Origin of the sequence: Aeromonas simiae, assembly GCF_014892695.1 — a bacterium.
In the GTDB taxonomy this organism is placed as follows: Bacteria; Pseudomonadota; Gammaproteobacteria; order Enterobacterales; family Aeromonadaceae; genus Aeromonas; species Aeromonas simiae.
In genome coordinates this window covers 2900575-2914261 of sequence record NZ_CP040449.1, presented here as the reverse complement: position 1 = coordinate 2914261, position 13687 = coordinate 2900575, and the positions used below count along the sequence as shown (strand labels likewise).

Here is a 13687-nt window from a genome sequence, read left to right as displayed (position 1 = left end):
ACTTTGCCTGGTAGCCTCTTTTTGCATAGAGTGATGCGGTGCTACATGCCAGTTGATAAAGGAAAACCTATGAACAAAGCTCAACTTGTCGATGCAATCGCAGCCAAAGCCGATCTGAGCAAGGCCCAGGCTAAAGCCGCCCTGGAAGAGATCCTGGCTGGTATCACCCAGAGCCTGAAAGAAGGCGATGCCGTTCAGCTGGTTGGTTTCGGTACCTTCAAGGTGAATCATCGTGCTGGCCGTACTGGCCGCAACCCGCAGACTGGCAAGGAAATCGAGATTGCAGCCGCCAATGTTCCGGCTTTCGTTGCCGGTAAGGCGCTGAAAGACGCCATCAAGTAAGCGTCTTCGGATGAGTTGAAAAGACCCGGCCTTCTGGCCGGGTCTTTTTATTCCGCTTTCCGGCCCCCCGATTTCGGGTACACTCAGAAATAAAGCGGTCTCGGGAGGTTTGTATGACGCATTCACTCACCATCAGCCAGGTTGCAGTGCCCTGGGCCCCGTCCCGCCAGCTTCCTGCCGGCCTTATCATCGCTGATCTGCATCATGATATCTGGAGCGGTGTGCTGAATATTTCACTCGGTCACGCCCGCAGTATCGATCTGCCACCGGCACTGCTGTGCCGGGTCTATTTCAACAAGGTCTTTGCATTTCGGGTTATGGAGGACAGCGACATGTCGGATGGCATGAGCAGTCATCCGGTCGAGGAGCAGATCCAGATCATCACGCCTTCGCGTTTTGTGGCCTGGTTTCATCAGGAGTCAAAAGGGGTGCATCTGGATGAAGATATTCAGCACTACCGGATCTCTACTTGGGATCGCTGTGTGGACGTGCTGACCTCCTCACCACCCGAACTGAAGATACAGCAATAAACAGAGTCAGAGGGGGCCATGGCCCCCTCACTCATTACTGCTCAACGTAGAAGGTTTGCTGAAACGCCATTTGCTGAGTCTGCCCCATCCCCCTCAGGGTGAGTTGGATGCGGTAGGTGTCCTCATTACGGTAGGGAAGTTCGGCCAGGTAATAGATGGCCGACCCTTCGCGTATTTCCCTAAACGCCAATTGGCGCACCGTTCCCGTGAGGTTGCGCGCTTCCCCCATGACGGAGAGTGCCAGAGACTCTCCCTCCTCAGAGTGGATAGCCACATTGATGAGCCCGGCGTAGCGGCTGCGGGTCAGCTGGTACTGCTTGGCAATGTCGGCAGACAGAAAGGTGGAGGGAAAGGCGCTGTAGTAGACGCGCCAAGGGCCCACCACCATAGACTGCTCAGCCTGGGTGGGCAGTGTCAGCAACAGCAGCAATCCGATACACCATGCTCTCATCGTTCTCTCCCGAAGCGGGTTATTCCAGTAAGGCGGTTATCTCGGCGGGCAACTGCTTCGGGGCTTCGATAGAGACAGTTTTGTGGCGGCCTAGCTCGCCACGCACTATGGATACCTGCCCCTTGGCGACCCGAAACTGCTTGGCCAGAAACTTCACCAGATGGGTGTTGGCCTGGCCATCGACGGGTGGGGCGGTGATCGCCACCTTGAGCTCTTCGCCATGCAGGCCAACGATCTGGTCGCGGCTCGCTTTGGGCTGGATAAGCAGCTGCAATTGCAAATGTTCCCCCTGCCACTGCACGGCTGGCATTAGATCATCCACCACAGTTGACCAAACAGATCGCCCAGCAGGTAATTGATCGCTTGCAGTGCGATGAAGGCGACCAGCACCGAGAGATCGAGCCCCCCCAGCGGAGGCAGAATGCGGCGGATAGGGTGAAGGAAGGGTTCGGTGAGCTGGTACATGACGTGCTCGATCGGGTTGCGCCCCTGGCTGACCCAGCTCAGGATGGCTCGGATCAGCAGGATCCAGAACACCATGGCGCCGGCCTTCTTGAGCACGGTGAGGGCGGCGAAGAGCAGCATCATGAGCCAGTCAGCCTGCAAGATAGACATCGACTTGAGCAGCACCAACTTGGCGAGAGCAACCAGTAACGCCAGCAGCACGCCGGCCAAGTCAATGCCAGCCAGACCGGGGATGACGCGGCGCATGGGAACGAGCAATGGGCTGGTCAGGCGCACCACCATCTGGCTCATTGGGTTGTAGAAATCGGCGCGGGCCCACTGCAACCAGACGCGCAGGAGCACCACCATCAGGTAGAGGTCAAACAGAGTATTAATAAGGAAGTAGGCTGCGTTCATTGCGGTTCCTTGCTGGGAATGGAAAGGGCGGTGTTGGGCTGCGCAATAGAGAGTAACGGGTCAGGCATAGTCACGGGCACCGAAGATGGCCGTGCCGATACGCACCATGGTGCTGCCATGGGCGATGGCCAGCTCCAGATCTTCTGTCATCCCCATCGAGAGGGTATCAACGCTGGCATAGTCTGCCTGCAATCGGGTGAACAGTTGCTGCATACGGGCCATCTGATCTGCCAAGCGAACTTCGTCACTGGTGTGTTCCGGAATTGCCATGATGCCGCGCAGCACCAGCCGATCACAGTCTGCGACCTGGCGAGCCAGAGCGAAAATCTCTTCGGCTTGTACTCCTGATTTGCTGGCTTCCCCACTCACGTTGACTTGCAGACAGACATTGAGCGGTGCCATCGCGGCGGGGCGCTGCTGTTGCAGCCGTTCAATCAGCTTGCTGCGATCGACGCTCTGCACCCAGTCAAAACGCTCGGCAACCAGTCGGCTCTTGTTCGATTGCAGGGGCCCGATAAAGTGCCATTCGATATCGTCAAAACCCGGCATCTGAGACAGGCTATCTATCTTGGCGGCCGCCTCTTGGGCATAAGACTCACCAAAACGGCGCTGGCCAAATTGGTAGGCCTCCATGATGGCCTCCAGAGGCTTGGTCTTGCTGACGGCAAGCAGTGTCACCTCGTTTGGGCTGCGGTTGGAGTTACGGACTACTTTAGTGATACGATCCATAACAATATTCAAGTGCTGGGCAATCTGGCTCATGATGCAACGGTGATCTTCAGAAAGGGGGAAAACAAATCTATGGATATCACAGAGTTACTCGCCTTCAGTGTAAAGCATAAAGCGTCGGATCTACACCTTTCGGCCGGCGTTCCCCCGATGATCCGGGTTGATGGCGAAGTCCGCAAGATTAACTTACCTGCGCTGGAGCATCGGGAAGTTCACGCCCTCATCTATGACATCATGAATGATCATCAGCGCAAGGAGCTTGAGGAGAACTATGAAGTCGACTTCTCCTTCGAGATCCCCGGCATGGCCCGCTTCCGGGTTAACGCTTTTCAGCACTCCCGCGGGGCCGGTGCGGTCTTTCGTACCATCCCCAGTGTGGTTCTGAGTCTGGAGGATTTGGAAGCACCTGAGATTTTCCGCAAGATCTCCGAGTTCCCGAGAGGCCTAGTGCTGGTGACCGGGCCGACCGGATCGGGCAAGTCCACGACGCTGGCGGCCATGATCAACTACATCAACGAGAACTTCCACCACCATATCCTCACCATTGAGGATCCGATCGAATTCGTGCATGAGAACAAGCGCTGCCTTATCAACCAGCGTGAGGTGCATCGCGATACGCGCAGCTTCAGTAACGCCTTGCGTTCGGCGCTGCGGGAAGACCCGGACATCATACTGGTGGGGGAGTTGCGTGACCTTGAAACCATTCGACTGGCCCTGACGGCCGCTGAGACCGGTCACTTGGTGTTCGGTACCCTGCACACCTCATCGGCAGCCAAGACCATCGACCGTATCATCGACGTCTTTCCCGGCGAGGAGAAGGACATGGTGCGCTCCATGCTTTCCGAGTCGCTACGCGCCGTTATCTCCCAGACACTGCTCAAGCGTCTCGGTGGGGGGCGAGTGGCCGCCCATGAGATCATGCTCGGCATCCCGGCGGTACGAAACCTGATCCGTGAGGACAAGGTGGCTCAGCTCTATTCGGTGATCCAGACCGGTATGACCCATGGCATGCAGACCATGGATCAAAACCTCAAACAGTTGGTAGCGCGCGGTATCGTGGCTCAACTCGATGCCAGAACCAAGGCCACCGACCCTAACAGTATCTAGCGAGCAGGAGTGGGCCATGAGCATGGAAGCTTGGTTATCACGTCTTGTCGACGAGCAGGGATCAGACCTATTTATCACAGTGGGTCGGGCTCCGACCGTAAAATGCAGTGGTCTCTTCATATCGTTAACGGAAGCGCCACTCGATCTGGAGCAGGTACGCCAAGCGATGGTCAGCGTGATGGACTCCCAGGTGCTGGAGCGCTTTGAGCGCCAACGTGAGGCCAACTTTGCCATCTCTCGTCCCGGATTGGGGCGTTTTCGGGTCAGCGCCTTCTGGCAGCAGGATGTTCCTGGCATGGTGCTGCGGCGAATACAGATGCAGATCCCGACCTGTGAAGAGCTGAACCTGCCCACCATCCTCAAGGAGATTGTGATGGCCAAGCGGGGGCTCATTCTCTTTGTCGGGGCGACCGGGGTCGGCAAGTCGACCACTCAGGCGGCCATGATTGGTTATCGTAACGCCCATGGCGACGGGCACATCCTGACGGTGGAAGATCCGGTCGAGTTCGTCCACCAGCATGGGCGTTGTATCGTGACCCAGCGCGAAGTGGGAAGCGATACGCTCTCGTTCGATGAGGGGCTGCGCAGCTCCTTACGTCAGGCGCCCGATCTCATCTTGATTGGCGAAATCCGCTCACCCGAGACCATGGAATTTGCCATCCAGTTTGCCGAAACCGGGCATATCTGCATGGCGACGCTGCATGCTAACAATGCGGATCAGGCCATTGAGCGGATCATGCACCTCATTGCGGAAGAGCGGCATCGCCAATTACGTTACGATCTGGCTTTTAACCTCAAAGCCATTGTCGCTCAGCAGTTGTTGCCACTTTCGGATGGCAGCGGGCGCTGCGCGGCCTTTGAGATCCTGCTCAATACCCCGCTCGTGGCTGATATCATCCGTAAGGGAGAGGTCGATCGCCTGAAAGAGGTGATGGGACGCTCACGGGAACAGGGAATGCTCACCTTTGACCAGTCGCTTTTCGAGCTTTATATGGCTGGCCGAATTGGTTATGAGGATGCCTTGGCCTATGCCGATTCCGCCAATGATCTGCGCCTGATGATCAAACTGGGTGGGGGCGAGAAACTTGGCCCGGGAACATTGGATAATGTTACCCTGCAACAAGACGCCGACTAAACCAGAGGAACCCTATGCTGATTGTGGTCTCGCCGGCAAAAACGCTGGATTACGATACTCCCCTGCAAACCCGTGAATTCACCCAGCCCGAACTGCTGGAGCATGCCACCCTGTTGATTGAACGTGCTCGGCAATTGACGCCAGCCCAGATCGGCTCGCTGATGAAGATCAGCGACAAGCTGGCAGGCCTCAACGCCGCCCGTTTTGCCGAATGGCAGCCAGACTTCTCACTTGAAAACGCCCGTCAGGCCATTCTGGCGTTTAAGGGGGATGTGTATACCGGATTGGCCGTCGAACGCTTTAGCGACGCAGATCTTGCCTATACCCAGCAGCATCTGCGTATGCTCTCCGGTCTGTACGGGGTATTGCGCCCCCTTGATCTGATGATGCCCTATCGCCTTGAGATGGGGATTCGTCTCGACAACCCGCGTGGCAAGGATCTCTATACGTTCTGGGGTGAGATCATCACCAACAAACTGAATGAGGCCCTGGCGAGCCAAGGGGATGACATCCTCATTAATCTCGCTTCTGACGAGTACTTCAAGTCGGTGAAACCGAGTCGCCTTCGGGGGCGAATTGTGACGCCGGTGTTCCTTGATGAGAAGAATGGTCAGTACAAAATCATCAGCTTCTATGCCAAGAAGGCGCGCGGCATGATGGCTCGCTGGGTGTTGCAACAACGGGTTGCTCATCCTGAAGGGCTGACTGCTTTCGATGTCGATGGTTATGGGTTTGCTGCCGCAGAATCCACCGCGGATCGGTTGGTATTCAAGCGCGCAGAAAAAATTTGAAATCTCACGGAACCAAACCCGGAGGAGAGGGGTCTGATACTGTGAATCCTCTGTTGTAAGCACTTTGATAAGGCCGATGTCCAATTGACGTCGGCTTTTTTTATTATGCTGTCTATTCCACCTTCGACGCTCCCCCTCTCTTGCTCGGCAGGTAGGCTCGTCGGGGCTCAACGATGACATGTCCCCTGGTGGGGGATATTTAAATAGGCAGTAATTAATAAGGGAAAAATATGAGTTGAGGCGTGATAATGACGCTATTTACATCAATTTCATCGTGAGGTATTCACAAGAAACGAACAAGGGGTTGATTACGGAATACAGTGCTGTAATTCGCCATTATATTTATCGCCGCTGGCGAATAAAACGTACGTTTTCTCAATGTCACCTGAGATGGGGCACTCAGTAAGTACCCTTTAAATAATAAAATTATTGCCCGTGGTCATATTGGTTACGACATAGTGGGGGGATTTTTTGAATGCTGAATGTGCTCTTGTAACAGCTGTTCCAATTCTCTGTGTAGCAGCGTTTCATCACCAATATTGAGTTCGATGATGCGCTTTAAATGAGTGGCACTATCGATATCAATGTGATGACAGTAAAAACCGAGTTTCTCTTCATCAAGATGAGAGAGTTCTGCTTCCATATGGATGGTGATGTCGCTGCCCGCCAGATGAAAGGAGAGATGATAATCAAGGGTTTCCCCGTGTTGCCAATCTGGGGGGCGGCGAACCAGTGCGCCCTGCAAGGAGACGTCGATGAGCTCGCTGTGCCAGTGATGGTTGCCTTGGCTCATATGAATCTTTGTTGAGTAGAGTACGCGAGAAAAACGACGACGCTCGGACATGATTCCCTCTTGCCATAGGCTCACTAAAGTCTTCCGGTAATTGTACCGCAACTAGACACATTTGATAGTGAGGTTTTCTGCAAAAGCGATGTCCGTCACTGAGCCTAGCAACGTCATGAAAGGGATTGGGGGTCAATAGGCAGGAGAGAACATCGTCATTAATATGGAAAAGTCACGAGATACACAAGGGTCTACGATTTTCAGCAAGCGTCAGTTGGTTGCGATGATTCGTTATTATCTAGCAATAACTGTGTGAGTTCCCGAAACAGCAGTTCTTCACAGCCAAGGTTCAGCTCAACCATGCGTCGCAGATGAGTCGCACTATTGATATCGGTGTGATGGCAATAAAAGCCGAGCTTCTCTCCCTCTTGATGGGCGAGTTCTACCGCCATCTTAATCGAGATATCACTTTCACTGAGGTAAAAAGAGAGATATTTGCCACCCTCTTGCTGAGAGGGCTGATTATGAGAGCAGCGAACTAAGGCTCCCTTCAATGAAATATCGATAAGTTCACAGGGCCAGCTTTCCCCATTCTGACTCAGCTCGGCTGCAGCGGAGTAAAAAATCCGCTGAAAACGGCGGCGTTCACGAATGTTAGAGTGTGCAGGCATTGAGCGTTCCTGTTGCTGGCAGGTGTGATAATGCTCCATTGTACTGAAAAATGGTTTTTACGTCGTGTAAAATCGTGCTTTGTTAGTTTTGTTTGGTTGTTTTGTCGGATAGCCGTTCCACGATATGCAGCGCCTTGACCAACTGATCCTCTAGGCAGAAACGGGTTTCCAGCACGGGGCCGAGGCGATTGAGATCGTCGTCTAGTGTGAGCAGGTCGTCTTCCCCTGCATTGCCGTATTTATCATTGAAGCGCAGAACGACATCGGTGCAGGCGCGTAGTTTGGGATAGATGGTCTCTGCCAGTGCAAGTTGCTCCCCCTTGGCGCTCTCATAGGCACCCATCACGTGGTCGTAGATCTCGAAGTGGCTAGCCGAGATGTAGTCAACCAGGTTGTTGCAAAAGTGCTGGATGCTCTCACAGCAGGGGAGTGAGCGCTGTTTGCCCCGTTGGGGGGTGAAGCCTGCGAGCTGGATGTACTCGACCAGTAGTGCCTGGCGGGCATCCAGAAAGGCATCAATGGCATGGTGTTTCCCTGCATAAACCGCCCTGGTCTGTTCCAGTTTGCTTAACATAGCCCCTCCGTGGTGCATGCCTGCTTCAGGCTGGTGAAACTATAACTAAGTAAATTCCTAACAGGCGTCAATAGACGTTTATGAGGATCGTCAATCTCTGCTGGCGGGAGTACCATGAAAGACCAGTCTATTTAGGCAACAAAGGCAAGATGATCATGGGGTTGTGCGATCAAGAGGGGATTTGGTTTGTGATCGGTGGGGAGCATCGTCTATGGCTGGATGGGGAGGGACATCTGCCGACCGGCCCCTTAAGTCAGCTACCCCCGGCGTGGCGTTCCCTGCCGTTTGAGCGTTTCGACGAGTGGCAGGGAAGGGCGTGCTTCATGACAGATCTCGGTGAGGCCGATCCGGGCGATGGTTACGTGTCGCTGCGGGCGCTGATGGAGGCGGGGGATGATGAAGGATTTCGCCTCGCCGGGCGGGCCTGGCAACTGCTCAACTTTCGCCGCACCCATCGCTTCTGCGGCCAGTGCGCCGCACCCATGCAGCCCCTTGAGCGGGAGTGGGCGGTACGCTGCGCCAGCGGCCACGTCGCCTACCCGCGCATCTCCCCCTGCATCATCGTCGCGGTGCGGCGTGAAGGAAAGATCCTGCTCGGTGCGCACCTGCGCCATTATCGCCATGAAGATCCCATGTATACGGTGCTGGCCGGCTTTGCCGAGGCAGGAGAGAACCTCGAGCAGTGCGTGGCGCGCGAGGTGTTTGAGGAGAGCGGCATCCGGGTCGGCAACATCCGCTACGTGGCGAGCCAGCCATGGCCCTTCCCCCACAGCCTGATGATGGGGTTCCTGGCCGATTACGAGGGGGGAGAGTTGAAGGTCCAGGAAGATGAACTGGTGGCGGCCGGCTTCTTCGAGCCTGATGCCCTGCCCCGTTTGCCACCCCATGGCACCATAGCGCGGCGCCTGATCGAACTGACCCTAGAGGCGATCCGCCGCGGGCATGCTTGAGTTTGCGTCCTCTCACACTTTGCCACCCCCGCCATCCAGTCTGGGGTGGTACAATGCACCATTTTCGATACCTGATTGGATGTTGGAATGAGCGAACTGAACAATGATCGTTACCTGCGCGCCCTGCTGCGTCAGGATGTCGACACCACCCCGGTGTGGATGATGCGCCAGGCGGGCCGCTATCTGCCGGAGTACAAGGCAACCCGCGCCCAGGCGGGGGACTTCATGTCACTGTGCCGTAATGCCGAGCTGGCCTGCGAGGTTACCTTGCAGCCCCTGCGCCGTTATCCGCTCGATGCCGCCATCCTCTTCTCCGACATTCTCACTGTGCCCGATGCGATGGGGCTTGGCCTCTACTTCGAACAGGGCGAGGGGCCGCGCTTTGAGCGTCCGCTGCGCTCGATGGCCGATGTGCAGGCCTTGCCGGTGCCAGATCCGGAAGATGAACTGGGCTATGTGATGAACGCGGTGCGCACCATCCGCCGCGAGCTAAAAGGCCAGGTGCCGCTGATCGGCTTCTCCGGCAGCCCGTGGACGCTGGCCACCTACATGGTCGAGGGGGGCAGCTCCAAGGCCTTCACCAAGATAAAGCAGATGATGTATGCCGAGCCGGCAGCCCTGCACCTGCTGCTCGACAAGCTGGCCGACAGCGTCATCCTCTATCTCAACGCCCAGATCCGTGCTGGCGCCCAGTCGGTGATGGTGTTCGATACCTGGGGTGGGGTGCTGACTCCGCGCGACTACCTCGAGTTCTCCCTGCGCTACATGCACAAGATTGTCGACGGTCTTATCCGCGAGCACGACGGGCGCCGGGTTCCGGTCACCCTGTTCACCAAAAATGGCGGCCAGTGGCTGGAGCAGATTGCCGCCACCGGCTGTGATGCGGTGGGGCTGGACTGGACCACCGACATCAGCGACGCCAAGCGCCGTATCGGTGACAAGGTGGCGTTGCAGGGCAACATGGACCCCTCCTTGCTTTACGCCGCTCCGGCGCGGATCCGTGAAGAGGTGGCGACTATTTTGGCCGGGTTCGGCAAGGGCAACGGCCATGTCTTCAACCTGGGCCACGGCATCCATCAGGATGTCGACCCTGAGCATGCCGGCGTCTTTGTCGATGCGGTACACGAGCTGTCACGCCCCTATCACGGTGGCTGATGACCGAGACGAAAGAGGGCCCACAACGGGCCCTCTTTTATGGATAGGTGAACACTCTTAGGAGTGCGGTGCGACGGGTTGAGCCAGGTGCCAGCCCTGCTCGGTCTTGACCAGCCAGAGCGTGGTCTCCTCGCTCTTGAGATCGCCGGCCTTGAAGGCGCCATAGCGGCTCTCCAGCGCCATCATGGGAAGATCTTGATGGAACTTGCCATTGCTGTCGTAGACCAGATCGTCGTTGCTGGCGCTGCTTAGCTCGTCGAAGTCCTTGAGAAAGCGCAGGTTGTAGTGAACCTTGATGCGATACAACCCCTCCTGGGTCTCCTCTTTCTCGACCACGGTAAACTCAGCCGGTTCGACCACGCTGCCGCCCAGATCCGCCTGTAGGCGGGCCAGCACCAACTGCTTAATCTCATCCTCGCCGGGGCCTGAGCTGCACGCGCCGAGCAGCAGGGTCAGCAACAGAAACCATCTTTTCATGAATACTCCGAAACAGGGCGCGAAACATCGGGGGGCCGATTGTGCCACGCCCGCGGGGCAGGGGAAACCGGGAGTCACTGACCGATGACCCGATCGAGCCGCTCGGCAAATGGCTGTGGCCCCATAAAGCCGGTGATGCGGCTGCCCTTCACTTCGTTGCCGGCCCGATCAAACAGGATCAGGGTGGGCAGGCCGAGCACCTTGAGGTCGTTGAGCAAGGTCACGTCATCATCGTCGTTGGCGGTGACGTCGGCTTGCAGCAGCACCATGTCGGCAAAGCGGCGGCGCACCGCGGGATCGCTGAAGGTTTTGTGCTCGAACTCTTTACAGGCCACGCACCAGTCGGCATAGAGATCGAGCAGCACCGGCTTGCCATGGGCCTCCTTGAGGCGGGCCACCAGGTCGGCGTGGGTCTTGATCCGCACAAACTGCGGCGCTTCAGGTTGGGTCTGCGCCGTTACCGGTGCGGCGCGCCAACTGTCATAGGCCAACAGCAGGGCCCCCATCATGGCCAGCAGCAGCACGAAGCCGCGCACGTTGCGCCACACGCCGGCCGCTGCCTGCTGATTGTGGTGATAGAGGTAGCCGCACAGCAGCAAGGCCCAGCCAATCCAGGCCAGCGTGCTCACCTGATCGCCCCACAGGCGAGAGAGCAGCAGCAGGGGCACCGCCAGCAGGGCGAAGCCGAACAGTTGCTTGACCCTATCCATCCAGGCGCCGGCCTTGGGCAGCAGGCGTCCACCCGAGGTGCCAAGCAGCAGCAGCGGCAGCCCCATTCCCAGTGAAAGGGCATAGAGCGCTGCCGCGCCGAGCAGCATATCGCCGCTCTGGGCCACGTAGAGCAGGGCGCCAGAGAGCGGCGCCGTGGTGCAGGGAGAGCAGACTAGGCCGGAGATGGCCCCCATCAGGGTGACGCCGATGAGGCTGCCCCCTTGCTGGCGGTTAGAGAGCTGGGCCAGCCGGGTTTGCAGGGCGGAGGGGAGTTGCAGGGTATAGAGCCCGAACATGGAGAGGGCCAGCAGCACGAACAGCAGCGACAGGGTGATGAGCACCACGGGCGCCTGCAAGGCGGCCTGAAATTGCAGCCCCGCCGAGGCGACCACCAGTCCGAGCAGGGTATAGGTGACGGCCATCCCCTGCACATAGGCCAGCGAGAGGGCAAAGGCGCGGCCGGTGGAGAGGCGCGTCCCACTCCCGGCGATGATGCCGGTCAGGATCGGGTACATGGGAAACATGCAGGGGGTCAGTGCCAACCCCAGCCCCAGGGCGAAGAAGGCGGCTACGCTCAGCCACAGCCCCTGATGGCTGAGCTGATCGGCAAGTTGCTCCTGCTCGCTGGCCAGCGGTAGTGGGTCGTCGCTCAAGGGGGCCGCTTCGGCGGCCGCCACCGGGGTGATGGTGATGAGGCGCTCGGTCGGTGGATAGCAAAGTCCCTCGGTGCAGCCCTGATAGGAGAGACGCAGTTGTCCCCCCTGAGCGGCATCGGTCAGGGTGACCGGAATGCTCACCTCTTGGTAATAGACCTGGCTCTTGCCGAAGAAGTCATCCTCATGCGGCGTCCCAGCGGGCAGCGTAGGGGGCGCTATGGTCACCCCCTCCCCCTGGAAGGCAAAACGGTGGCGATAGAGGTAGTAGTCGTCGGCGATGGTGAGGGTCAGGGTGAGCTGGTTCCCCTCCTGATGGCTGTCGAGGCGAAATGCTTCGTCCACCTTGAGAAAGCGTGGCGCCTGTGAAATGCCGAGGGCGCCCAGCAGATCATTGCCGCTGGCCTGTGACAAAAACGGGGTGATCATGAGGGTGAGCAGCAGCAACAGCGGGCGGATCATCGGGTCTCCTCATCAATCCAGGCGAGATAGGGGGCGTGGCCGCCGGTGACCGGCAGCACCAGGATCTCCGGTACCTGATAGGGGTGGTGGGCCAGGATGCAGGCCTCGATGGCCGTGGCGTGGCAGGCTGCACTCTTGATGACTAACTGGGTTTCGGTCGCGCGCTCCACCTTGCCTTCCCAGCGGTACACCGAGGTGATGCCGGGCAACTGGTTGATGCAGGCGGCGAGGTGCGCCTCCAGCAGGGCATGGCAGAGCCGGTCGGCACTCTCTTGGTCGGGACAGGTGCACAGCACCACAATGGCGTCGGTCATCGGTGGATCCGGTCAGCAAATCGAAGCCCAATACTATACCCCCAGCGCGCGAAAATGACAGTCGCCGGGCAGGTTGTAAAAGGGGCATCGTCAGGATGGACGAGGTGCGCGAGGCAGGGCAAAATCAAGCCTCTTTCCCCATGATCCGGATTGCTTGAGTATGCCAATGACCCAACCCACCGAGCAGCTACAGAACCGCAGGGCGCATCTGCTGCGCGAAGCAGAGCGTCGCATGCTGGTTCAGCTGCACGGTCTGATGCGCAGTACTGCCGATGAGATCAACGCCGAGCTGGAAAAAGAGGAGCTGTGCGGTGAGACGGTGACGGTAGAGCAACTGCGCGAAGTGATCCAGAGCCACCTGTTCGAGCGGGTACATAAGGGCGATCTGCAACTGGCGCGCTCCCTGCTTGAGCACTACCAGCAGAGCCTCGATAGCGCACCGGTGCAGGATGAAGAGGTCGCGCCGTTGCCGCGCGACGCGCAGGGCTCGTGAACCGGGCTTGAGTGTGCAGATGGCGGCCATGGGCCGCCATCTTTATTGACCGAGTCAGCGCAGGGCCAGCGCCGGGACGGGGAAGACCTTGTCATAGGCCAGGTTGTAGACGAAGGCGTAGACCAAGTAGAAGAAGACAAACCCCAGATCCAGCAGCAGCGCCTGCCACAGGCTGATGGAGAGCCACCATGCCACCAGTGGCAGGGCGACGAGCAGCAATCCCCCTTCGAAGCCGATGGCATGCCACACCCGCTCGTCCCAGGTTTTGTCGAGCCGGCCGAGGTAGCGCAGCATCAGCTTGTCGACCAGCAGGTTGTAGACATAGTTCCAGAGCGTAGCGATGGTGGCGAGCATGATGGACATGGCGCCCATATGGGAGAGCGTCATCCCCAAGAGCCTGCTCGCGATGAGGGAGGTGATCACGACCCCAATCAGCTCGAAGCAGAGGGCGTGACGCAGGCGATCGGCGCCGGTTCTCATGACAGATTCCTCTTTGT

General features: G+C 57.9%; 19 protein-coding genes. 8 read left to right on the top strand and 11 right to left on the bottom strand.

Features of this window, described 5'->3' with window-relative positions:
- Window positions 1-69: 69 nt before the first annotated feature.
- Window positions 70-342: a nucleoid-associated protein HU-alpha gene (gene hupA / locus FE240_RS13805; RefSeq protein WP_042047881.1), complete on the top strand. Its 273-nt coding sequence runs from the start codon at window positions 70-72 to the stop codon at window positions 340-342.
- A gap of 113 nt (window positions 343-455) precedes the next feature.
- Complete coding sequence (locus FE240_RS13800) at window positions 456-872, top strand: hypothetical protein (RefSeq protein WP_193001732.1); 417 nt, start codon at window positions 456-458, stop codon at window positions 870-872.
- Window positions 873-906: 34 nt separating this feature from the next.
- Here FE240_RS13800 and FE240_RS13795 read toward each other — a convergent pair whose 3' ends face one another.
- From FE240_RS13795 to FE240_RS13780, 4 genes are read right to left on the bottom strand one after another with little or no spacing between them, the layout of a single operon-like run.
- Complete coding sequence (locus tag FE240_RS13795) at window positions 907-1323, bottom strand: DUF4426 domain-containing protein (protein WP_193001730.1); 417 nt, start codon at window positions 1321-1323, stop codon at window positions 907-909.
- A 19-nt stretch (window positions 1324-1342) separates the two neighbouring features.
- On the bottom strand, window positions 1343-1633 hold the full coding sequence (gene yggU, locus FE240_RS13790; protein WP_193001728.1) for a DUF167 family protein YggU: 291 nt from the start codon (window positions 1631-1633) through the stop codon (window positions 1343-1345).
- Window positions 1633-2184, bottom strand: a complete 552-nt coding sequence (locus FE240_RS13785) for a YggT family protein (RefSeq protein WP_193001726.1) — start codon at window positions 2182-2184, stop codon at window positions 1633-1635. Before FE240_RS13785 ends, yggU begins: the two co-directional genes overlap by 1 nt.
- A 60-nt stretch (window positions 2185-2244) precedes the next feature.
- Window positions 2245-2946, bottom strand: a complete 702-nt coding sequence (locus FE240_RS13780; RefSeq protein WP_193001724.1) for a YggS family pyridoxal phosphate-dependent enzyme — start codon at window positions 2944-2946, stop codon at window positions 2245-2247.
- Between the two features lie 39 nt (window positions 2947-2985).
- Between FE240_RS13780 and tapT the strand changes: the two genes are divergently transcribed.
- From tapT to yaaA, 3 genes are read left to right on the top strand one after another with little or no spacing between them, the layout of a single operon-like run.
- The gene (gene tapT / locus FE240_RS13775; protein ID WP_193001722.1) at window positions 2986-4020 is read left to right on the top strand and encodes a type IVa pilus ATPase TapT; all 1035 of its coding nucleotides are present in this window, start codon (window positions 2986-2988) and stop codon (window positions 4018-4020) included.
- Between the two features lie 16 nt (window positions 4021-4036).
- The gene (locus tag FE240_RS13770; RefSeq protein ID WP_193001720.1) at window positions 4037-5155 is read left to right on the top strand and encodes a PilT/PilU family type 4a pilus ATPase; all 1119 of its coding nucleotides are present in this window, start codon (window positions 4037-4039) and stop codon (window positions 5153-5155) included.
- A gap of 14 nt (window positions 5156-5169) precedes the next feature.
- Entirely contained in the window at window positions 5170-5946 is a 777-nt protein-coding gene (gene yaaA / locus FE240_RS13765) for a peroxide stress protein YaaA (RefSeq protein ID WP_193001718.1), read from the top strand.
- A 448-nt stretch (window positions 5947-6394) separates the two neighbouring features.
- Here yaaA and FE240_RS13760 read toward each other — a convergent pair whose 3' ends face one another.
- The 3 genes from FE240_RS13760 to rsd all read right to left on the bottom strand — a co-directional run bounded on the left by FE240_RS13760 (window position 6395) and on the right by rsd (window position 7975).
- Entirely contained in the window at window positions 6395-6790 is a 396-nt protein-coding gene (locus FE240_RS13760) for a PilZ domain-containing protein (RefSeq protein WP_193001716.1), read from the bottom strand.
- A gap of 200 nt (window positions 6791-6990) precedes the next feature.
- Window positions 6991-7383, bottom strand: a complete 393-nt coding sequence (locus FE240_RS13755) for a PilZ domain-containing protein (protein WP_193004564.1) — start codon at window positions 7381-7383, stop codon at window positions 6991-6993.
- 100 nt (window positions 7384-7483) lie between these two features.
- Window positions 7484-7975: a sigma D regulator gene (gene rsd, locus FE240_RS13750; protein WP_193001714.1), complete on the bottom strand. Its 492-nt coding sequence runs from the start codon at window positions 7973-7975 to the stop codon at window positions 7484-7486.
- Between the two features lie 149 nt (window positions 7976-8124).
- On the opposite strand from rsd, the gene nudC reads away from it, so the two are divergent.
- Together nudC and hemE are read left to right on the top strand one after the other, a co-directional pair.
- Complete coding sequence (gene nudC / locus FE240_RS13745; RefSeq protein WP_404800029.1) at window positions 8125-8925, top strand: NAD(+) diphosphatase; 801 nt, start codon at window positions 8125-8127, stop codon at window positions 8923-8925.
- Between the two features lie 87 nt (window positions 8926-9012).
- A complete protein-coding gene (gene hemE / locus FE240_RS13740; protein WP_042047896.1) occupies window positions 9013-10080 on the top strand; it encodes a uroporphyrinogen decarboxylase in 1068 nt (355 codons plus the stop codon).
- 57 nt (window positions 10081-10137) lie between these two features.
- On the opposite strand, the gene FE240_RS13735 is transcribed toward hemE, so the two are convergent.
- The 3 genes from FE240_RS13735 to cutA form a co-directional block, all read right to left on the bottom strand.
- Entirely contained in the window at window positions 10138-10557 is a 420-nt protein-coding gene (locus tag FE240_RS13735) for a hypothetical protein (RefSeq protein WP_193001713.1), read from the bottom strand.
- A gap of 74 nt (window positions 10558-10631) precedes the next feature.
- Entirely contained in the window at window positions 10632-12383 is a 1752-nt protein-coding gene (locus FE240_RS13730) for a protein-disulfide reductase DsbD (protein ID WP_193001711.1), read from the bottom strand.
- Entirely contained in the window at window positions 12380-12697 is a 318-nt protein-coding gene (gene cutA / locus FE240_RS13725; protein WP_193001709.1) for a divalent-cation tolerance protein CutA, read from the bottom strand. The genes FE240_RS13730 and cutA overlap by 4 nt, the downstream gene beginning before the upstream one ends.
- A gap of 166 nt (window positions 12698-12863) precedes the next feature.
- Between cutA and FE240_RS13720 the strand changes: the two genes are divergently transcribed.
- Window positions 12864-13190: a hypothetical protein gene (locus tag FE240_RS13720; RefSeq protein WP_193001707.1), complete on the top strand. Its 327-nt coding sequence runs from the start codon at window positions 12864-12866 to the stop codon at window positions 13188-13190.
- A 54-nt stretch (window positions 13191-13244) separates the two neighbouring features.
- Here FE240_RS13720 and FE240_RS13715 read toward each other — a convergent pair whose 3' ends face one another.
- A complete protein-coding gene (locus FE240_RS13715) occupies window positions 13245-13670 on the bottom strand; it encodes a PACE efflux transporter (protein WP_193001705.1) in 426 nt (141 codons plus the stop codon).
- Window positions 13671-13687 lie beyond the last annotated feature (17 nt).